Genomic DNA, 21,382 nt, shown 5'->3' on the forward strand with positions numbered 1-21,382 from the left:
TTCTCCCGTTGCCGGAAAGGGCTGGGCGCTTGAGGGCGCGCTCCCGCGAAGGGGAGCGCGCCGGTGCGAGGCTCAGAACAGGTCGGCTTCGACGCTCATCATGGTCTCGCAGCCGCTGCTGATGCGGGCGAGGTGAGCGGCGGTTTCCGGCATCAGACGCTCCATGTAGAAGGTGCCGAAGGCGAGCATGGCCTTCAGTTCCGCTTCGTTGGAGGCAGAGCCGTCTGCCAGCTTGGCGTTGATCACCTTGGCGATCTTGGCCCACATGTAGCCGATGGCGACCAGACCGAAGAGGTGCATGTAGTCGGTGGAACCGGCACCCGCGTTGTCCGGGTTCTTCATGCCGTTCTGCATGAACCACATGGTGGCCTGCTGCAGGTGGTCCACACCGGTCTTCAGCGGCTGGATGAAGGCCTTGAGGGCGTCGTCATCCTTGTTGGCCTTGCCGAATTCCTTGACCTCGTTGAAGAGGGCCATGACCGCGCGGCCACCGTTGGCCGGCAGCTTGCGGCCGACCAGATCGAGGGCCTGGATGCCGTTGGCGCCTTCGTAGATCATGGCGATGCGGGCATCGCGCACGAACTGGTCCATGCCCCACTCGGCGATGTAGCCGTGGCCACCGAAGACCTGCTGGGCATTCACCGCATTGGCGAAGCCGGTGTCGGTGAGCACGCCCTTCAGGACCGGGGTCATCAGGCCCATCATGTCCTCGGAGTGCTGACGTGCCTTTTCGTCCGGCGAACGGTGCGCCTTGTCGCCATGCAGGGCGGTCCACAGCACCAGCGCGCGGGCGCCGATGTTGAAGGAGCGGATCTGCATCAGGATGCGGCGGATGTCCGGGTGGACGATGATCGGATCGGCGGCCTTGTCGGCTTCCTTGGTGCCGGTCAGGGCGCGGCCCTGCAGACGGTCCTTGGCATAGGCGACGGCGTTCTGATAGGCGACTTCCGACTGGGCCAGACCCTGAACGGCCACGCCGAGGCGGGCTTCGTTCATCATGGTGAACATGGCGCGCAGGCCCTTGTTCTCCTCGCCGACCAGCCAGCCGGTGGCGCCGTCATAGTTCATGACGCAGGTCGCGTTGCCGTGGATGCCCATCTTGTGCTCCAGCGCGCCGCAGGACACGCCGTTGCGCTCACCCGGGTTGCCGTCGGCATCCGGCAGGAACTTCGGAACGACGAAGAGCGAGATGCCCTTGGTGCCGGCCGGAGCGCCTTCGATGCGGGCGATCACCAGGTGGACGATGTTCTCCGACATGTCGTGTTCGCCGGCGGAGATGAAGATCTTCGTGCCGGAAATCTTGTAGGAGCCATCTGCCTGGGGCACGGCCTTGGTGCGCAGCAGACCCAGATCCGTGCCGCAATGGGGCTCGGTCAGGTTCATGGTGCCGGTCCAGGTGCCGGCGATCATCTTCGGCAGATAGAGGGCCTTCTGCTCGTCCGAACCATGCAGGGTGATGGCGGCGATGGCGCCGGCCGTCAGGCCCGGATACATGGCAAAGGCCATGTTGGCGGAGGAGAGATATTCGTTGAAGGCGGTCGCCAGCGTGTGCGGCAGGCCCTGCCCGCCATATTCCGGATCAGCCGACAGAGTGCCCCAGCCACCTTCGCAGAAGGCGTCATAGGCGGCCTTGAAGCCCTTCGGCGGGGTCACGGTGCCGTCTTCGGAACGCTTGCAGCCTTCCTGGTCGCCGGACAGGTTCAGCGGCTGGGCGATTTCGGCAGCGAACTTGCCGCCTTCGGTGAGGATCGCCTCGACCAGATCCGGGGTCGCTTCCTCGAAGCCCGGCAGTTCGGCGTGGCTGGCGTAATCGAGAACGTCGTTGAGCAGGAAGAGGGTGTCTTCAACGGGGGCGCGGTAGCTCGGCATGGAATCCTCCCAGAAGTGCCGCTGTCATTCATGCATGACGTTTCCGTAAACGTCACGTTGACTGCTATATACGCCCCTGCCAGAGGGCAGACAAGTGGTGTCCTTGGGGAAGCTGAACGGAAAATTATGCCGATTTCGTGAAAATACGCCTCAAAACGGCTGACCGAACGGAAATTTCGCGCGTCGGTTCAGGCATTTTTGCCGCAAAATGACAGTTTTGTCATTTTGCGTGCATCTGGCCGGTTAGGCACGCATTGCGCGTTCCGGGACGCCTGCGACGCGCAGAAAACAAGAAAGGCGGAGCTTTCGCCCCGCCTTCGAATGTCTGCAGTCGGTGTGCCGGTCGGCTCAGTCGAGGGCGCTGGCTGCGCTCAGGAGACCTTCGCTCTCGGCTTCCTCGGCTTCCTTCTGACGCAGCAGACCGGCGACCACCGCCACCGTGCGCGACAGTTCGGCAATGGCCTGCTCGATGTCGTCGCGCTGCTTTTCCAGCACGGAGATCTGCCCGTTGAAGCGGTTGAGGGCGACGCGAAGCTGGGTCACCTGACCGTCCTTCAGGTCATAGAGGTCGAGCATGTCGCGGATTTCGGTCAGCGAGAAGCCGACGCGCTTGCCCATGAGCACCAGCTTCAGGCGGGCGCGGTCACGGCGGGAATACACCCGGTTCATGCCGTCGCGCTTCGGATTGATCAGGCCCTTGTCTTCGTAGAAGCGCAGGGTGCGAAGGGTGCAATCGAATTCCTTGGCCAGTTCGCCGATGGTGAAATACGGCTTGCGGCTGCCATCGCCGCGAAAATCGGCCACATCGGCCAGGTCGTCCTCATTGAGGATGGAGAGCGCTTCACTCATGTCTTGTCTTTCAGTCCTGCAGCCCGCAGCCGTGCTGCCGGCGGTCTTGCTGCTTGAGACGACAGCCGGGCGGTCGAAGCGGGGGAGGGGAACCGGAAGGAGTATCCACCACCTCGCAACGCTGCTTCGGACACCGCAAGGGGGCGTCGCTCCGGGCTGGTCGCAAATATTTATGTCAACCTTTTAGCTTACGTTCACGTCAAGGTCCAGTCACGTAAACCACCAGTGAAAATCAGCGTTAACTCGCGGATCTCTTGAGGTTTCTGACAAGTCGCCCGGTGGTGCGGCCGAGCACTGTCGCGGCGGCAACATGCCTGACAGGTGGTTACCCGAATCGCAGCTCGCAATGGCGATTAACGCGCTGTTTACCCTAAAGGGACAAAGATTTCGCAACTGCTGCCGTGGGCGACTTTACTGTGGGGAAGCTGGGCAGCGCATGAACTCGAAGCGATCAGAAGATCGCCAGCGCAGGGACAGCTCATGTCTGCTTGGAAAATCCGTGATGCAGAAGGCCGCGGTGGACACTCGTTCCGGGGAACTTCTGCCGGTGAGTATGAGGATGACCGGTTCATGTCCGAGCGCGAGAGGATGACGCCCGAGGATGAGATGCGGGCCCTGGCCCAGCAACGCATCGAGCGCCTGACCCGCACTGCCTCCGCCCTGCAGGGCGATTTCGACGCCCTGCGCGAAGATCCCGAACACGAACTCGAGGCCGTGGCCGACGAGCTGGACCGGCTCCTGCGCGAACGCGAGGAAGCCGCCGCAACCGCTCAGCGTGTCGTCGGCCGGACCGAGACGGCCCGTTCCCAGACCTCTGTCGACCCGCGCCTTTCGGATCGCAGTGAGCGGGGCAATGAGCGTCGCGGTGTCAGCCTGCGACAGGTTCCGGCCTCGGTGCGTCCGACGGTGGTCTCCGCTCCCACGCCTGCATCGCGCGCGGGCGTACGCTCCGGTGCCCAGATGTTTGGTTCCCAGAGCAATGCGCCGACGCCAGCCCAGAGCGGCTCCCGTCGCTTGGACGATGTGCTCGGTGCCCTAGAAAGGCTCGACGAAAAGGTCGCGACCCTGTCTCGCCGCCAGCAGGACGAGGTCGAGGATCTGTCCCGCGACATGACCGCCTTTGACGCAGCCGGTGGGCGCAGCCCGTTGCGCGAAGATCCGGTTGCCGAAACCCCGACGCGCGAAGAGCGGCCCGGCCGCTTTGCCTATCGCGATGCCGACCCGGAAGCAGATCCCGAATCCGGTGGCTTGTCCATGTCCGCCTATCGCGAGCTGGGACGCCGCATCGATGCCCTGCGCAAGCCGCAGGAAGAAACCATTCGCACCGTGCGCGAGGGACTCGGCTCCCTGCGCGAGGCCATCTCCGGTTATGCGGCCGGCAATCGCGAGCGCTCCTCCCGTCACGCGGCCGAGCTGCGGCATCTGGCCGACATGGTCGAACGCCTGCGTGCAGAGCGCATCGACGATGCGCCGCTGCGCGACATGCAGAAGGACGTCGCCGAGCTGAAGGCCCAGCTGGGCCGCAGCAACGTCGATGGCGCGCTGAAGACGCTGGAACACGGCTATGCCCACATCCTGCAGCGCCTGGACGAACTGAACCGGGGCGCCATTGATCCGCGCGTCCTGCGCACCATCACCACGCGCCTCGACGAGATCGAGGATGCCTTCTCCACCTTGCCCCGCGCTGACCAGATGCAGGTTCTGGAAAGCCGTCTGGGCGATGTGTCCGAGCGGGTCGAGGATCTGATCGAGAGCCACGTGCCCGTGGATGTCGAGCCCTTGCGCGAGGAACTGCGAGAGCTGCGCGAGGTGGTTGCCCGCATCGATTTCACCGAGGTGGTGGAAAGCATCGACGATCGCCTGCGTTTCGTCTCCAGCCGTCTGGACGAACTGGAACATCTGGCCAGGGCTCAGCAGGGTCTCGATACCCGCATCGCCGCCATGGAAGAGCGGCTTCCGGATGCGGACATGATGCAGCGGCTTCACGGCCGCCTCGAAGACATCGTCGGCATGCTGTCCGATGACCGCGGACCGGTCGAGGATCCGCGTCTCGACGAGATCGCCGGCCGTCTGGAGCGCATGGAACGCAATGCGCCCGATGGCGAGCGCAACGAGGCCCTCTCCGTCCTCGAGGACAAGCTCGAGGCCATTGCGGTCAAGATCGACATCATTGAAAAGCGCGCCAGCCGGCCGGTCCCGGTTCTGGATGCAGGCGCTCGCAAGGACGGCCTGACGGAGGAAAGCAACCGGCTGCTCGGCGATCTGCAGAAGCGCATCGCGGAAATGTCCGATCAGCTTGCCCGTCCCGCCGAAACGGTGACCACGAGCGATCTGGATCTGCTGCGCCGGGAAATCTCGGAGATGCGGGCGGCCATTGTCGCGCCCCAGAAGACCGATGCCCTGGAGCAGCGCATTTCCGAACTGGCCGAAACCCTGTCCGGCAGCCGTGGCGCACTCGACGATGACCGGCTGGACCAGCTGGGCGAAAAGGTCGCCCGCCTCGCCAGCCAGCTCGAAACCTCCACGTCTCGCGATGATGAAACCGCACGGATCGCCTCCGCGCTGGCTCGCATCGAGGAAAACCTCAAGACAAGCCGCGACGACGTGAAGGGTCTGGCCCGTCAGGCCGCCCGCGAAGTCGCCGAGGAACTGGTGGCCAACAGGGCCTCCGGCGCCGGTCAGGATGTGGACGGTGCCATTGCCGGCCTGCAAGGAGATCTGCGGGCGCTTCTGGATGCCGCTCAAGGCTCCGAGGAACGCACGCGCAGCACCTTCGAAGGGGTGCAGTCGATCCTCTCAGCCCTGACGGATCGACTCGAACAGCTTGAGAAGGCCAACCGCCGCGACACCAGTGGCCTGCGCGCGGGAAGCCGCATGGGCGCGCTCCTGCGTCGCGATCCGCAGGAAGATCCGGCCGAGGACACCGCCGAACGTCCGGTCGAACGCATTCGCGATCGCAAGGCCGATTTCATTGCCGCCGCGCGCCGCGCCGCCCAGGCGGCCTCCGAGGAGGCTGCCCTTCTGGAGCAGCAGTCCCGCCGGACTGCGGCCGCCGCACCGCGCGTCCAACCCGAGGAAGCCCGTCCCGGGCGCACCACTACGCCGATGAGCGCGTCGGTCGCCCCGGCAGCCGCCGGTCCGGCTACCGCCCGCAAGGACGTTGCTGCTCCCGCAGAGGCCGCGCCCGCCGATGCTCAGGAGGCAAGCAGCGACGACAGCCGCGCCGGCTGGTTCCGCAATACCCTGCGCCGTACCCGCTCTGCCGAACGTTCCGCCGAGGCGGCAGCGGCAGAGACCGCGCCTGCGCGGACCCCGGATGCTCCGGCACCGTCTGCCCTGCGCGGCGAGATCCGTCCGGCGGCCGGCGCTGACAGTGCGACCGAAGACGACGCGGAAGAAGGCGGCAAGGGCCGCCGCCGCATGCTGATGTTCACGGCCGCCGCCGTGGTGCTTGCGCTCGGCACCCTGCAGGTCGTGCGCATGGTCACACCCAATTCGCCCGAGCTTGCCGGATCGGATCTGGCCGGGCTGGAAACGCCCGGCGTGGACGACCTGGGTCAGATCCCGCAGGTTCCGATGCTCGGGGCGCCGGCAACCGACACAGCGACCCTTGCCCCCGCAGGCAAGGTGACGGTTCAGGTTGCCCTCGAAGGTCTGACGCAGACCCCTGAGGCCGCCGAATCCGCCGTCGGGACGCCGCCCGTTGCCCCGGAAACGGTTATGGAAGCCGCCCCAGAAGCCGCCCAGGAAGCTGACGCGGACGTCGCGGCTTTGCCCCAGAGTGCAACACCCGATACGGATCTGGCCTTTGCCGCCCCTGTCGCCCCGCAGGTGATCGGCGAGGCGGAACCCGTCCCCGCCACTGGCTTCTCCGGCGCGACCCAAGACAGCGCGCCTGCCAGCCTGACCATGCCCATGCCTCCGGCGGAAGTCGGCTCCATGGCCCTGCGCACAGCAGCTGCCCGTGGCGACGCCATTGCCGCCTTCCTCGTCGGTGTGAAATACACCGAAGGTCAGGGCGTCACCGCCGATCTGGGAGAAGCCGCCAAGTGGTATCAGCAGGCCGCTGAACAGGGCCTCGCTCCGGCCCAGTATCGCCTGGCCAGCCTCTATGAAAAGGGCCGCGGCGTCGCCCGGGATCGCGGCAAGGCGCGCGACTGGTATGTGCGCGCGGCCGAAGCGGGCAACGCCAAGTCCATGCACAACCTCGCGGTCCTCTACGCCGAGGGCATCGAAGGCACGCCGGACTTCATCGAAGCTGCCAAGTGGTTCGAGGCCGCCGCCAACCACGGCATCAAGGACAGCCTGTTCAATCTGGGCATCCTTTATGCTCGCGGTCTGGGCGTCGATAAGGATCTGGTCGCCAGCTACAAGTGGTTCGCCATTGCTGCGGATCAGGGAGATCAGGACGCCGCCCGCAAGCGCGACGAGGTTGCCAACCTGCTGGATCAGGCCGGGCTTGCCCAGGCGCGTCTGGCGGTCGAAAGCTTCAAGTCCGAGCCGCTGGATGCTGCCGCCAACCGGGTCGTGCCGGATCCGTCCTGGGCCGAAGGTCCGGGCTTCTCCACTGATGCCAGCGGTCTGGCCGGCGATACGGTCTCCTATGCCTCCCTCGTCCGTGACGTTCAGGAACAGCTGAACCGTCTCGGCTACGGCGTCGGCACTGCGGATGGGGAAATGGGCCCGCGGACCCGCAGCGCCATTCGGGCCTTCCAGCGCAAGCTGGGCGTGTCCGAAAGCGGCGAGGTGGATGCGGATCTTCTCAAGGCGCTGTCGCGTCAGGATGTGTGAACCGGCGGTTTCGGGAGAGTGCCCCGCACTTTCCCGCAACCGGACGCAGTGCAGGCCAACTTCGCGTTGACCCTTTCGGGTACATGAGCTTTAACCGGGTCGCATCGGAATGCGCCCCTGAGTTCCCTTCCAAGGCCTGCTGACTGCCGTGCAACTGTACCTGCCCATTGCCGAAATCCCCGTCAACATCTTCATGATCTTTGGCATGGGCGGAGCCGTGGGCTTTCTCTCCGGGCTCTTCGGCATCGGCGGCGGCTTCCTGCTGACCCCGCTTCTCATCTTTTCCGGCATTCCCCCCGCCGTGGCGGTGGCCACCGTGACCACCCAGGTGACGGCCTCGTCCACCTCCGCGGTGCTCACCTACTGGCGGCGCAAGGCCATCGACTTCAAGCTGGGGACGATGCTGCTCGTCGGCGGCGTCATGGGGTCGATCATCGGGGTCTTCCTCTTCGAGGTCCTGCAGAAGCTTGGCCAGCTGGATCTGGTCATCTCCCTGTCCTATGTCACCTTCCTCGGCACGATCGGCAGTCTGATGCTGGTGGAATCCGTGCGCGCGATGCGCCGCCGGCGCAGTGGCCAGGTGGTGCGGGTCAAGCGACCCGGCCAGCACAACTGGATCCACGGTCTGCCCTTCAAGATGCGCTTCCGCCAGTCCAGGCTCTATGTCAGCGTCATTCCGGTGATCACGCTGGGGGCGACCATCGGCTTCCTCGGAACGATCCTCGGCATCGGCGGTGGCTTCATGATGGTGCCGGCGCTGATCTATCTGCTGCGGGTGCCGACGAATGTGGTGATCGGCACCTCCCTGCTGCAGATCCTCTTCACCATGGCGACCGCCACCGTTCTCCATGCCATGCAGACCCAGACCGTCGACATCGTTCTGGCGCTGGCCCTGATGATCGGGGGCGTGATTGGCGCCCAGTTCGGCGCGCGCATGGGGCAGAACCTGCGCGGCGAACAGCTTCGCCTGCTGCTGGCCCTGCTGGTGCTGCTCGTCGGGCTGCGTTTCGCGGTCGATCTCCTGCTCACGCCGGAGGATCTCTACTCCATCGCCATCATGGGGGGAGCCGGCGCATGAGGCCTCTCCCGCACAGGCTCCGGACGCTGGCCGCAACCGTTGTCACAAGTCTGGCACTGCTCGGCGGCGGCCCGTCCCGGGCAGAGGAGCTGGTGACCGCGCTCTCCGCCGACGTGGTCTCCATCCAGTCGAACTTCACCGGCACGGAAATCGTGGTCTTCGGGCAGATCGGCGTTGACGTGAAGACGGTGCCCCGCCCGGGGCGCTATGACCTGATCGTCAAGGTGGAGGGGCCGGCCCAGCAGATCACCACCCGGCGCAAGGGGCGGTTCCTCGGCGTCTGGGTGAACCGGGACTACGAGACCTTCGTGGAGGTGCCGAGCTTCTATTCCCTCGCCAGCACCGCCCGCGTCGGCGAGCTGGGGGACCGGGAGCTGCTGGACGCTCACGGGCTCGGCCTCAATCATCTCAATCTGGCCATCAGCGGCCATTCGGACGTGCCCCTGTCGGAGCGCGACGATTTCCGTCAGGCCTTCCTGCGCCTGAGGGCCGATCAGGGGCTTTATTCGGAGCGGCCGGAATCCATCGAATTCCTGACCAACACCATGTTCCGCACCACCATTCCGCTGCCGGCGAACATTCCGATCGGCAAGTATTCGGTGCAGGGCTATCTGATCCAGGACGGGGTGATGCTGGCGCGGACCGAGCAGGAGCTGGCGGTCGCGAAGTCCGGCTTCGAGCAGGTGACCTTCAACCTCGCCCAGAACCACCCGGCGGTCTATGGCCTGCTCGCGGTGATCCTCGCCGGCATCACCGGCTGGCTGGCAGGTCTGATCTTCCGCAAGGATTGAGGGGCAGTCCCGAACGGCCTGACAGAGGGCTCGCGGTCGCCTGTCCGGCTGACCGGCGTCAGTCCGCGACGAGGCGGGCTGCGGTGAAGGGATAGAGCCGATTGTCGCCGAGCAGGAAGGCCGAGAAGCGCTTCCGGTCGAAGAGGGGCCCGAAGGCCGCATCCATGACGTTCAGTCCACCCGTCAGCGCGCCGAAGGCCGGGGCCACAAGCCGCGCGCCATCGGTGACGAAGCAGGACCGGCGGATGGAACGGCCATAGCGGCGCACCCGGGCTGCCGGATGCAGATGACCGCAGATCTCGCCGAGACTGTCCTGCGGATCATTGGAGGGCTCGTGCCGGAAGACCAGGCCGCCGAGGCGATATTCGGACAGGCATTCGCCGCACAGACGAACCGGGGCGACCGGATCGTGATTGCCGGTGATCCAGATCCATTCCCGGTTGAGCTGAAGGGTCGCCAGCATGGCGCGATAGGTGACCGGCAGGCGGTCGGACCCGGCAGCATCGTGGAAACTGTCGCCCAGGCAGATCACCCGCGCCGGCTCGAAGGCGGCGATCACGGCGGCCAGCTTCTCCAGGGTCGCGACGGTGTCATAGGGCGGCAGCATCTGGCCACGGCGGGCGAAGGACGATCCCTTCTCCAGATGCAGGTCGGCGACGATCAGCGTGGACTCTTCCGACCACCACAGGACACCGCTGTCGTGCAGCCCGATGGTGCGCCCATTGATCTGGATGTCATGGCAGACCGGAACAACCATGAATTCCTTCATGTGCGCGGGCAGCAGGTTCATTGTCCCAGGGCCTCCATCACGAGGTCGTCAGAAGCGTCCGCAAGCAGACTGTCGAGGGCCTCGCCGTACACCGGTTCCCGTCCGATCTCAAGAAGAACCGGAACCGAGAGGGGCGAAACTCTTGGTAAACCAGTATGCGTGATTCGACCTCTGATCCGTGCGAGAAGTTGGCTCAACCGGGAGATATCCAGAAGTCCTTCTGCGGCATCGTTCCAGGTTGCTTCCAGGAGGATGTGATCGGGCTGATGAGATCTCAACACATCATAGATGAGATCAGAAGAAACAGTCACTTGGCGCCCGTTCTTTTCCTGGCCCGGGTGGCGGCGCTCGATCAGTCCCGAGATCACCGCACAATTACGGAATGTCCTTTTTAACAGGCTCGAATCCGCCAGCCAGGCGTCCAGATCATCGCCAAGAATGTCCTCGTCAAATAATGCATTGAGCGATACACGATTGTCAGAAATAGCAAGGCTAAGATCGCTCAATCCCCAGATAGCGAGCGCGTAGTCATTCGCGACGAAGCCCAGCGGCCGCATGCCGAGCCGCTCCAGCCGCTTGGTCAGCAGCATTCCCAGCGTCTGATGGGCGAGCCGTCCCTCGAAGGGATAGCAGACCATGTAATGCTTGCCGGCGCGCGGGAAGGTCTCGACCAGCAGGGCCTCTTCCTCCGGCAGCCGGGACTTCAGCTCTTGCAGTTCCAGCCATTCGCGCACCTGATCCGGCAGGCTGGACCAGAGGCTGCGGGTGGCCAGCATGTGACGCACGCTTTTCGCCAGATAGGTGGAGAGCGGAAACTTGCCCCCCATGTAGGAGGGGATCATCGGCGTGTCCGAGGCGGTTCGCGACACATAGGCCTCGTTTTCGAGGAGGGCCTCGAAACGCACCACTTCGCCGCCGAAGAGGAACGTGTCTCCGTGGTTCAGCTGTTCGATGAACCATTCCTCGATCTCGCCTAGCACCCGCCCGCCCCGCCCAAGCGGCGCCTTGCGCCCGGCGGCCCGTGATCGCACGAGCCGCACCTTCAGCATCGGAGCCTCGACGATGGTGCCGACATTCAGACGGTACTGCTGGGCGATCTTCGGGTGGGAAATGCGCAGCAAACCGTCCGGTCCTGCCTTCAGCTTGGCGTAGCGGTCATAGGACCGCAGGGCATAGCCGCCGGTTGCCACGAAATCGAGCACCCGGTCGAAGGTCTCCCGCGTCAGGTGCCGATAGGTCTGGGTGGCGCGGATCTCCGCAAAGGTCTCGTCCGGATCCAGCGGCGCGCCGCAGGCAAGACCCAGGATATGCTGGGCCAGCACGTCGAGCGCCCCCTTGCGCAAGGGCGGCGTGTCCTGATCGCCCTGCCGCGAGGCGGCGAGGGCGGCCTGGCATTCCAGCACCTCGAACCGGTTGGCAGGGACAAGCACCGCCTTGGACGGCTCGTCCATCCGGTGGTTGGCGCGGCCGATGCGCTGGGCCAGCCGGCTCGCCCCCTTTGGCGCGCCGATGTTCACCACCAGATCGATGTCACCCCAGTCGATGCCCATGTCGAGGGAGGAGGTCGCGACCACGGCCCGCAGCTGACCGGCGGCCATGGCGGCTTCCACCCTGCGGCGCTGGCCCACGTCGAGGGAGCCGTGATGCAGGGCAATCGGCAACGTATCCTCGTTGATCCGCCACAGGTCCTGGAACACCGCTTCCGCCTGGGAGCGGGTGTTCACAAAGAGCAGCGTCACCCGATGCGCCTTGATCAGGTCGTACATGTCCTGCAGCGCATAGCGGGCCGAATGCCCCGCCCAGGGAATGCGGTCGCGGGAATGAAGGATGGTTATGTCCGGTTCCGCACCGCCGGTGATCTCCACCAGATCGGCAAGGGCGCGGGTCTCCGGATCCGGCTGGTCGACCAGATAGGCGCGCAACTCCTCCGGGTTGGCGACTGTCGCCGACAGGCCGATGGTGCGCAGGCCCGGCGCCAGCCGGCGCAGACGCGCCAGGCCGAGCGCCAGAAGGTCGCCGCGCTTCGAGGTGACGAGCGCATGCAGCTCGTCCAGGATCACCGTGCGCAGGCCGGAAAACAGCGCCTGCGCCTGCGGATCCGACAGAAGCAGGGCGATCTGTTCCGGCGTGGTCAGCAGGATGTCGGGCGGATTGGTCTTCTGCCGCTGCCGCTTGTGGGTCGGCGTGTCGCCGGTCCTTGTCTCCAGCCGCAGGTCCAGCCCCATCTCGCTGACCGGGGCCTCGAGATTGCGGGCAATGTCGACGGCAAGTGCCTTGAGCGGGGAGATGTAAAGCGTATGAACCCCGCGGTATGCGGCAGCGCCTGCGGATCCCGGTGCGGGTCGTTCCCGCGCCTCCAGCTCCACCAGCGTCGGCAGGAACCCGGCGAGCGTCTTGCCCGCACCCGTCGGCGCGATCAGCAGGGTCGAGTGCCCCTGGGACAACTTGTCCACCAGCGCCAGCTGATGGGCGCGCGGGCGCCAGCCCCGGGAGGCGAACCAGGTCTCGAAACGGGGAGGGAGGGGCCTTGCGTCCATGCTCCCTATGTAGGGTGCTTCGCTGCGGAAAGAAAAGGGCACCGGACGCCGGCCAGTTGAAGGCGGGTCACTGGTATTTTCCGCGAGGCGACCTACTTGCCCTGACATGTCCGAGCTTCTGACCCTGACGCCCGAAGGGCTCTACTGTCCGCAGATCGGCGCGCATATCGATCCGGTGAGACCGGTGGAGCGCGCCATCATCACCCATGGCCATGCGGACCATGCCCGCTCCGGCCACGGGTCGGTGCTCGCCACACCGGAAACCCTGGAGATCATGGCCATCCGCTATGGCCGCGACTTCTGCGGCACCCGGCAGGCGGCGGCCTATGGCGAGCGCCTGCGCATCGGGGAGGTGGAGGTGAGCCTTCATCCGGCTGGCCATGTGCTCGGCTCCGCGCAGATCCTCTTGGAAGGGGCGGGGGAGCGGGCTGTGGTTTCGGGCGACTACAAGCGCCAGTCCGATCCGACCTGCGCGCCCTTCGAACTGGTGCCCTGCGATACCTTCGTTACCGAGGCGACCTTTGGCCTGCCGGTCTTCCGCCATCCTCCGGCGGCGAAGGAAGTGGCAAAGCTCCTCGATTCCCTGCGGCTGGTGCCCGACCGCACCCATCTTGTCGGCGCCTATGCCCTGGGCAAGGCCCAGCGGGTGATCGCCGAACTGCGCGCGGCCGGCTATGACCGCCCGATCTATCTCCACGGCGCGCTGGTCAATCTCAGCGAATATTATCTCTCCCGATCCGTCCCGCTCGGTCCCCTTGAGCCTGTCGGCCGCCGGGGCAAGGAGCTGGCCGGAGAGATCGTGCTGTGCCCGCCCGGCCAGCTGGCCGACCGCTGGTCCCGGCGCTTCGGCGATCCGGTCACGGCCGTCGCCTCGGGCTGGATGCGGGTGCGGGCGCGTGCCCGCCAGCGCGGGGCCGAGCTGCCTCTGGTCATCTCGGATCACTGTGACTGGGATGACCTGCGGCGCACGATCCGCGAGACCGGCGCGCGCGAGGTCTGGGTGACGCATGGCGCGGAGGAAGCCCTCGTGCATTGGTGTGAACAAGCCGGGATCGGTGCACGCCCCTTGCACATGATCGGCTATGATGACGGCGAAGAGGCTGTCGATACGGCATCCTCCCCGGAGGAATCCGGATCTTCTGGAGTGGAAACATCATGAGCATCGAGTGCCCCTCCCACGATCAGGACGAGGCAGAGCTCGCCGCCACCAGCGAGGCGGTCGAGAAGATCAATGCCTTGTTCGAGGACTATCTCGCCGGTTTCAACGATGCCGACGAGGAGCGCATCGCCGACTGCTTCGCCCTGCCGGCCACGATCTGGCAGCACGAGAAGGGGCATGTCTTCGCCGATGAGGACGAGCTGCTGGAAAACATCGAGGCCCTGCTCGACGCCCTTGACCGGGAAGGGGTGGTCAACTCCGAGTTCCACGTGGTCTCCAGCCACGTGAGCGGGTCGGCCGCACTCGTCACCCTGGACTGGGTGCAGGAGACCTCCGACGGCGAGAGCGCGCTCGAATTCACTTGCCACTATCATCTCATTCTTGACGGAGATGACTGGATGATCGCGAGCATCGTCAACGAATAGGCGTGAAGCCAGCTGCGGGCGGGCGTCTGGAAATTGCCGCACGGGCCCCTTGCGCCGCGTCCGCTGCTGCGGCATGAGGCGCAGGCGCGACGCGCGCTCTCCTCCCGCGGCTGTGCGTCGCAAATCCCGTTTTCCCGGTCTCTGCTGGCGGTTCCCCTGCCTGCGTTCAGGGACTGTCCCGAAGACCGTTTCAGGAGCTTAGCCCCATGGCCAAGATGATCCATTCCATGATCCGGGTGACCGACGAAGCCCGCTCGGTTGCCTTCTACGAACAGGCCTTCGGCCTGACCGTCGCCGGGCGCTATGCCTTCGACGGCTTCACCCTGATCTACATGTCGAACCGGGAGACCGGCTTCGAACTGGAGCTCACCGTCAATGCCTCCGCGTCCGGTCCTTACGATCTCGGCACGGGCTATGGCCATATGGCCTTTTCCGTCGATGACATCGATGCTGAGCATGCCCGCCTGAAGGCTGCCGGCCTCACGGTCGGCGACGTCAAGGACATGCCCTTCGAGGGCAAGCCCTTCGCCCGCTTCTTCTTCCTGTCCGATCCGGATGGTTACAAGATCGAGGTGCTGCAGCGCGGCGGCCGCTTCCTCTGAGATCGGCCTCCGGCGCGCCGGAACGCATCCCAAAAAGCAAAGACCCCGCGGATCGGCCGATCCGCGGGGTCTTTTCATGTCAGGCGCGAGGCGCTGATTACTTGCTGGCCTTGGTCGCCTTGCGCTCTGCGCGGGAGGGCTTGTCCTTGGCCTTCTTCTTCGGAGCGGCCTTGGGAGCTGCGGCCTTGCGCGGCTTGCGGGCATCACCGTCGAAGTCGCCGCCACGCGGCTTGAAGTCCTTGCCGGCATAGTCGCGGCCACCTTCGGGCTTCGCCCGGTCCGGGCGGCCGCCGTCCAGATCGCCCCGGCTCAGCGGTGCATAGGCCGGATGATGCGGGGTTGCATCGTCGTCGTCGCGACGCTTGCGTCCCTTCGGGCCGCCGAACTTCGCGCCGCCACCGAAGCGGTCGTTGCCGCCGCGATCGCCGAAGGGCTTGTCGCCGAATTTCGGACCGCGACGGGGGCGTTCCCCGTCCATGCGGTCTTCCCGGCCGCTGTCCTCATAGTCGAAGCCGCGCTTGCGCTTGTCGAAACGGCCACCGCGATCACCACCACGGTCACCGCCGCGATCGCCATAACCGCCCCGGTCACCGAAACCGCCGCGGCCGGTGTCTTCCGGCGGCGTCGGGGTCTTGGCGCCCTTCAGGTCGATCACTTCGATGGTGGCATTGCGTTCGCCGGTGCCATTCTCGCGCATGTTGTCCGTATAGGCGTTGGCCTCGGAGCCCGCGATCTCGAAATGGGTTTCCGAGCCGTAGATCTTGATGGCGCCAACGTCCTTCTTGGTGACGTTGCCGGCCTTGCAGATCAGCGGCAGCAGCCACTTCGGGTCGGCCCGGTGCTTGTGACCGAGCGACAGGCGGTACCAGGTGCCGCTTTCGAACTTGCCGCGGATTTCGGCCACCCGGCCGCCACGTTCGCCCGCGCCGCGACCGGCGAGGCTGTCCGCATTGGCAGCCGTGATTTCTTCCGGAGCCGGAAGCCGCGACTGGTGCAGCTTGACGAAGGCCGCAGCAATGGTCTCGGCGTCATGGGTCGCCAGCAGTTCGCGGGCGGTTTCCAGGATCTCTTCGTCGTTTTCCGCGGTGAAGACCGGATCGGCCATCATGCGGGCCTTGTCCTGCGCCCGGATGTCATCGGCGGTCGGTGCGCCGGTCCAGGTCACCTTGATGCCGGCCCACTGCAGCAGGCGCTCGGCCGAGCGGCGGCGGGGGAAGGGGACCATGAGCACGCAGGAGCCCTTGCGGCCCGCGCGGCCCGTACGGCCGGAGCGGTGCAGAAGGGCTTCCTTGCCGGTCGGCAGGTCGGCGTGGATTACCAGGTCCAGGTTCGGCAGATCGATGCCGCGCGCAGCAACGTCGGTCGCCACGCAGACCCGGGCACGACCGTCCTTCATGGCGGCCAGAGCGTTGGAGCGCTCGGCCTGGCTGAGTTCACCCGACAGCGAGACGATGGCAAAGCCACGGTTCGCCAGACGGCTGGTCAGGCGCTTCACCGCTTCACGGGTGGAGCAGAACAGGATGGCCTTTTCCGCCTCATGCATGCGCAGCACGTTGATGATCGCGTTCTCGCGCTCATGGGCTGCCACCGGATGGGCGAAATACTCGATGTCGCCGTGCTGTTCGCGGGCGTTGATCGTCGACAGGCGCACGGCGTCGCGCTGGAAGCGTTCGGCCAGTTGGGCGATCGGCTTCGACACGGTGGCCGAGAACATCAGGGTGCGGCGGTCTTCCGGCGCCGAGCCCAGGATGAACTCCAGGTCTTCGCGGAAGCCCATGTCGAGCATCTCGTCGGCTTCGTCGAGCACGACGGCCTTCAGCTGGGACAGGTCGAGCGCGCCGCGCTCCAGATGGTCGCGCAGACGGCCCGGGGTGCCGACGACGATGTGCACGCCGCGTTCCAGGTTGCGGCGCTCGGTGCGCGGATCCATGCCGCCGACGCAGGACGCGGTCTGGGCACCGGTCTCGCCATAAAGCCAGGACAGTTCGTCCTTCACCTGCAGGGCGAGTTCACGGGTGGGGGCAATTGCCAGCGCCAGCGGGGCGCCCGGAGGCGGCAGCCGATCATCGTCGCCAAGCAGGTTGGGAGCGAGCGCCAGGCCGAAGGCCACGGTCTTGCCAGAGCCGGTCTGGGCCGAGACAAGCAGGTCCGCATCGTGCGGCGCATCGTCGAGAACACAGGTCTGAACAGGAGTAAGAGTGCTATAGCCCTTTTTTTCCAAGGCTTTAGCCAACGCCGGAACGACGTTTGCAAATTCGGTCATTTAGGTCTTTCGATGGGAGTTCTGTGCGCGTGGCAAGGAACATGAGGCCGGAGGCGCGAACATATCTGGCGCACTGTATAAGCGTTTGTTGCGCCTGCGTCCACTCTGTTCCGTTCATGATCTTGGATCAAGTTAACAAGCGTATTTCGGCACTGTATCAAATAGCAATGTCGTTTTATGCATGAATAAATTAAGAGATTTGATAAATACACGCATTAATACATAGATAAAGTTTTAAGTTGTACTTTGCTCGCAAATATTCCCTCGAAAGGCGTTGTCCATGCTGAGCAATATTCGAGTGCAGATCGTTCTTCTGGCTGTCGTGCCCTTGCTTGCCTTTGTCTATTTCAATGTCCGCACGATTGTAACCGACTTTGGTGATCTGGATGACATCCGGGCGCTCGCGCCGCTCGTGCAGGTGGCCGACGGTGCCGAGACGGTGCTGAATGAGTTGCAGAAGGAACGCGGCCTGACCGCTGTCATGCTCGCGTCCGACTATGCGGACGGCGCAAAGAAGGCGGTCACCGATCAGCGCGCAGTCACGGACACGGCCCTTTCGGCGTTTCAGTCTCTTCTCGGAAGCGCAACAGACGAGATCCCCGAACATGCGCAAAGCCTGCGCGCGGCGGCTGCCTCCCTGGCAGAGGTGAACGGCCACCGGGTGGCCATTGACCAGCGGCTGGCAAAGGGACCCGACAATCTGGCCTTCTATTCCGCGCGCATCCGGCGCCTGCTCAATCTGATCGACGAGGCCATGCGCGCCCATCCCGATCCGATCTATTCCTCCCAGATGCTCGCCTTCTCCTTCCTGACCGAGGCCAAGGAGGCGGGCGGGCTGGAGCGGGCCCTGGGCGGACAGCTTTTCGCGACGGTCGCAAAGGACGGCGAGGTGCGCTTCCCCGTGTTCAAGGCCTACTGGGACCGGCTCTCGGTTGAAAAGGCATGGCTCGCCAAGTTCGACAGCCAGGCCTCCGATGCGGAGAAGGCCATCCTTTCCGGGCATCTGGACCCTCAGGTGGCCGCGCAGGTTGAGGCCTGGCGCGCCATTCTGGCCGAGCTTCCGCAGACGAAGGACGGCCAGGGGATCGAGGGGGGTGTCTGGTTCGCGAAGGCGACCGAGCGTCTCAACATGATCCGCGCCGCCTCGCGGGACTTCCTGGGCAAGGCGACGACGCGTGTGGGCCAACTGGACCAGCAGGCCACCAGTCATCTCGTGTGGCAGGGCGTGCAGCTGGCCGTCGTTCTCTTGCTGACGGCCGCTCTGGCAGCGTGGCAGGTCGTCAGCGTCACCCGTGCTCTTGCCGAAATCCGGCGCAGCCTCGGGCGGATTGCAACGGGCGAAACCGACTTCGAGATGCCCATGACCCATCGTTCCGACGTGATCGGCGATCTGGCCCGGGCCGGAACCACCTTCCAGGACAACGCCCGGGCCCGAGACCGGCTTGAGCGCACAGCCGCAGAGGAACGTTCCCGCGAGCGGCAGCGCCAGGACCACGTGGAAAGCATCATCAACCGCTTCCGTGGTGTGCTTGAGGGGGCGCTTGGCGAAGTGGAAAACGGGACGTCCTCCCTCTCCGATGTCTCGTCACGGGTGAATGGCATCGCCGCCTCCGCCCGTACCCTCGCCGGAAACTCGCGCGATTCCTCCGTCACCGCGGCCAATAATGTGCAGACCGTGGCGGCGGCGGCCGAAGAAATGTCCAGCGCCATCGACGAGATCCTGTCCCAGTCCGGACGAGCCGCCGGCATCATCACCGAGGCGACCGACATCGCCCGCGAAACCGACGGCAATGTCACGAGCCTTGCGGAAGCCGCCTCGCGCATCGGCACGGTGGTGGAGATGATCCGGGCCATTGCGGAACAGACGAACCTTCTCGCCCTGAACGCCACGATCGAGGCGGCGCGTGCCGGCGAGGCGGGCAAGGGCTTCGCCGTCGTGGCGGCGGAAGTGAAGGAGCTGGCCACCCAGACAGCCAAGGCGACCGAGGAAATCACGTCCCAGATCGATGCGGTCCAGGGCCTGACCGATGGCGCCGTGTCCTCGATCCAGCGCATCTCGGCCGCCATCGGCAACATCCAGGATGTGACGACAGCGATCACGGCAGCCGTGGGCGAGCAGAGCCAGGCGACGCGGGAAATATCCCAGTCGATCACCCTGGCCTCGGATGGGGCGAAGCTGGCGGAAGACAGCGCCATCCGCATGGAAGAGTCCATCGACAGCACGGCGACGGAGGCAGGCTCGGTCGATCGTCTCGCACATGACCTGAAACATGTGGTCGATCACCTTGCCGGCTCGCTGGAAGACTTCCTCGGCGAGATGCAGGGCGACGTGAACGCCCGCCGCGAGGGTCTGGCACTTCTGGAGGCGAGCTGACCTTCACGGTCCGGTTGCGGCGCAGGGTCGTGACTGGCCGGGGGAGGAGAGACGAGGGGAACGGCGCGGCATGCCCTTGACTTCCCCCACCGGCACCCGAAATGGAAAGGCATTGACCGCGCCTTCCGTCTCGAGTGTCCGGACCCCGCAATGCAGGCCTTCGCCGCCCTTCTCGACCGCCTGTCCTTCGAACCCCGACGTTCGGTGAAGGAGGACCTGCTCGTCGACTATCTGCGGCGGACGCCGGATCCGGATCGGGGCTATGCGCTTGCGGCACTCGCCGGCGACCTGTCCTTTTCCCACGCGAAACCTGCCCTGCTGCGCCAGCTGGCTGCCGAGCGCACGGATCCCCATCTCTTCGAACTCTCCTATGATTTCGTCGGCGACCTGTCGGAGACCATTGCCCTCATGTGGCCCGAGCCCGAGGCGCCCTCGCTCGGCCACAACCAGCCTCCGCCTGCGCTCGCCGTCATCGTCGAGGCACTCGCCAATGCGGCCCGGTCCGATGTCGGTGCCTTGCTGGAAGCCTGGCTCGACCGGCTGGACGAGGTCGGGCGCTGGGCGCTTCTGAAGCTTGTCACCGGTGGCCTTCGGGTCGGGGTGTCGGCGCGTTCCGCCAAGGTGGCCGTGGCCCGGCTGGGGGACCTGGATCCCGCCGAGGTGGAAGAGGTCTGGCACGGCCTGACCCCGCCCTACCAGCCACTCTTCGACTGGGCCGAGGGGCGGGCCGGACGTCTGAGCTATCGTGACCCCGCCCCCTTCCGCCCCGCCATGCTGGCCCATCCCTTCGACCCGGAGAAGGATGGCGAGGGGCTGGATCTGCGCGACTGGCAGGTGGAATGGAAATGGGACGGCATCCGCGTGCAGGCCGTCGCTGGTCTGGACGCCTCCGGCACGCGGGTGGCCCGTCTCTACACGCGCACCGGCGAGGATATCTCCGCGGCCTTCCCGGACCTTCTGCCTGAACTTACCTTCGACGCAGCCATTGACGGCGAACTGCTGGTGGTGCGCGACGGGATCGTGGCGCCCTTTGCCGATCTGCAGAAGCGGTTGAACCGCAAGACCGTCGGCCCGAAACTCCTGCGCGAGCATCCGGTGGGGCTTCGCGCCTATGACCTCCTGAGCCTTGCCGGAGACGACCAGCGCGATCAGCCGCTGAGCCTGCGCCGTGCCCGGCTGGCCGAGCTCGTCGCTCAGACGGCCTCTCCCCGCATCGACCTGTCGCCGGTGCTCGACGTGGCCGACCGGGAGGCCCTGGCCGCTGCCCGCTCGCAACCGGACGCCCATCTGGACGCCGATGATGCGGCGGCCGTCGAGGGCCTGATGCTGAAGCGTCTCGACAGTACCTATCTGGCGGGGCGGCCCAAGGGGCCCTGGTTCAAGTGGAAGAAGGACCCGCATCTGATCGATGCGGTGCTGATGTATGCCCAGCGAGGCCACGGCAGGCGCTCGTCCTTCTACTCGGACTACACCTTCGGCGTCTGGGACGGCGCAGAGGGCGAGGATGGCGCGTCGAGGCTCGTGCCGGTCGGCAAGGCCTATTTCGGCTTCACCGACGACGAGCTGAAGGACATCGACCACTTCGTGCGCAACAACACCGTCAACCGCTTCGGGCCGGTGCGGGAGGTGGTCCAGTCCCCGGATGCCGGACTGGTGCTGGAAGTCGCCTTCGAGGGGCTGGCCCGCTCGCCCCGCCACAAGTCGGGCGTCGCCATGCGCTTTCCCCGGATCTCGCGCCTGCGCTGGGACAAGCCGGCGGGCGAGGCAGACCGGCTCGAGACCCTGAAGCTGCTCCTTCGCGAGGACTGATCCTCGCGACAACGTCATTTACCTCGGGGCAGAAGATGCGGCATTGTCGCACTCTGCAATTCGAAC

General features: G+C 65.6%; 13 protein-coding genes. 8 read left to right on the top strand and 5 right to left on the bottom strand.

Going from position 1 to position 21,382, the window contains the following annotated elements; translation table 11 throughout:
- Positions 1-72 precede the first annotated feature (72 nt).
- Positions 73-1,869, bottom strand: a complete 1,797-nt coding sequence (locus FR728_RS02765; protein ID WP_149891111.1) for an acyl-CoA dehydrogenase C-terminal domain-containing protein — start codon at positions 1,867-1,869, stop codon at positions 73-75.
- 348 nt (positions 1,870-2,217) lie between these two features.
- A complete protein-coding gene (locus FR728_RS02770) occupies positions 2,218-2,718 on the bottom strand; it encodes a MerR family transcriptional regulator (protein ID WP_149891112.1) in 501 nt (166 codons plus the stop codon).
- A 570-nt stretch (positions 2,719-3,288) separates the two neighbouring features.
- On the opposite strand from FR728_RS02770, the gene FR728_RS02775 reads away from it, so the two are divergent.
- The 3 genes from FR728_RS02775 to FR728_RS02785 all read left to right on the top strand — a co-directional run bounded on the left by FR728_RS02775 (position 3,289) and on the right by FR728_RS02785 (position 9,378).
- A complete protein-coding gene (locus tag FR728_RS02775; protein ID WP_188318765.1) occupies positions 3,289-7,509 on the top strand; it encodes a peptidoglycan-binding protein in 4,221 nt (1,406 codons plus the stop codon).
- 148 nt (positions 7,510-7,657) lie between these two features.
- Complete coding sequence (locus tag FR728_RS02780; RefSeq protein WP_149891114.1) at positions 7,658-8,587, top strand: sulfite exporter TauE/SafE family protein; 930 nt, start codon at positions 7,658-7,660, stop codon at positions 8,585-8,587.
- Positions 8,584-9,378: a TIGR02186 family protein gene (locus tag FR728_RS02785; protein ID WP_149891115.1), complete on the top strand. Its 795-nt coding sequence runs from the start codon at positions 8,584-8,586 to the stop codon at positions 9,376-9,378. Before FR728_RS02780 ends, FR728_RS02785 begins: the two co-directional genes overlap by 4 nt.
- Before the next feature lie 58 nt (positions 9,379-9,436).
- On the opposite strand, the gene pdeM is transcribed toward FR728_RS02785, so the two are convergent.
- Entirely contained in the window at positions 9,437-10,168 is a 732-nt protein-coding gene (gene pdeM / locus FR728_RS02790; protein ID WP_149891116.1) for a ligase-associated DNA damage response endonuclease PdeM, read from the bottom strand.
- Entirely contained in the window at positions 10,165-12,684 is a 2,520-nt protein-coding gene (locus FR728_RS02795) for a ligase-associated DNA damage response DEXH box helicase (protein WP_149891117.1), read from the bottom strand. The genes pdeM and FR728_RS02795 overlap by 4 nt, the downstream gene beginning before the upstream one ends.
- Before the next feature lie 106 nt (positions 12,685-12,790).
- Here FR728_RS02795 and FR728_RS02800 point away from each other — a divergent pair, with 106 nt between their 5' ends.
- The 3 genes from FR728_RS02800 (at position 12,791) to FR728_RS02810 (ending at position 14,870) form a co-directional block, all read left to right on the top strand.
- Entirely contained in the window at positions 12,791-13,843 is a 1,053-nt protein-coding gene (locus FR728_RS02800; protein WP_149891118.1) for a ligase-associated DNA damage response exonuclease, read from the top strand.
- Positions 13,840-14,268, top strand: a complete 429-nt coding sequence (locus FR728_RS02805; RefSeq protein ID WP_149891119.1) for a DUF4440 domain-containing protein — start codon at positions 13,840-13,842, stop codon at positions 14,266-14,268. Before FR728_RS02800 ends, FR728_RS02805 begins: the two co-directional genes overlap by 4 nt.
- A gap of 206 nt (positions 14,269-14,474) precedes the next feature.
- On the top strand, positions 14,475-14,870 hold the full coding sequence (locus FR728_RS02810; RefSeq protein WP_149891120.1) for a VOC family protein: 396 nt from the start codon (positions 14,475-14,477) through the stop codon (positions 14,868-14,870).
- 97 nt (positions 14,871-14,967) lie between these two features.
- On the opposite strand, the gene FR728_RS02815 is transcribed toward FR728_RS02810, so the two are convergent.
- On the bottom strand, positions 14,968-17,133 hold the full coding sequence (locus tag FR728_RS02815) for a DEAD/DEAH box helicase (RefSeq protein WP_149891121.1): 2,166 nt from the start codon (positions 17,131-17,133) through the stop codon (positions 14,968-14,970).
- A gap of 280 nt (positions 17,134-17,413) precedes the next feature.
- On the opposite strand from FR728_RS02815, the gene FR728_RS02820 reads away from it, so the two are divergent.
- Both FR728_RS02820 and FR728_RS02825 read left to right on the top strand, forming a co-directional pair.
- Complete coding sequence (locus FR728_RS02820) at positions 17,414-19,507, top strand: methyl-accepting chemotaxis protein (protein WP_149891122.1); 2,094 nt, start codon at positions 17,414-17,416, stop codon at positions 19,505-19,507.
- A 150-nt stretch (positions 19,508-19,657) separates the two neighbouring features.
- Positions 19,658-21,316: a cisplatin damage response ATP-dependent DNA ligase gene (locus FR728_RS02825; RefSeq protein ID WP_149891123.1), complete on the top strand. Its 1,659-nt coding sequence runs from the start codon at positions 19,658-19,660 to the stop codon at positions 21,314-21,316.
- Positions 21,317-21,382 lie beyond the last annotated feature (66 nt).

Origin of the sequence: Roseibium aestuarii, from assembly GCF_008477545.1 — a bacterium.
Lineage (GTDB): Bacteria > Pseudomonadota > Alphaproteobacteria > Rhizobiales > Stappiaceae > Roseibium > Roseibium aestuarii.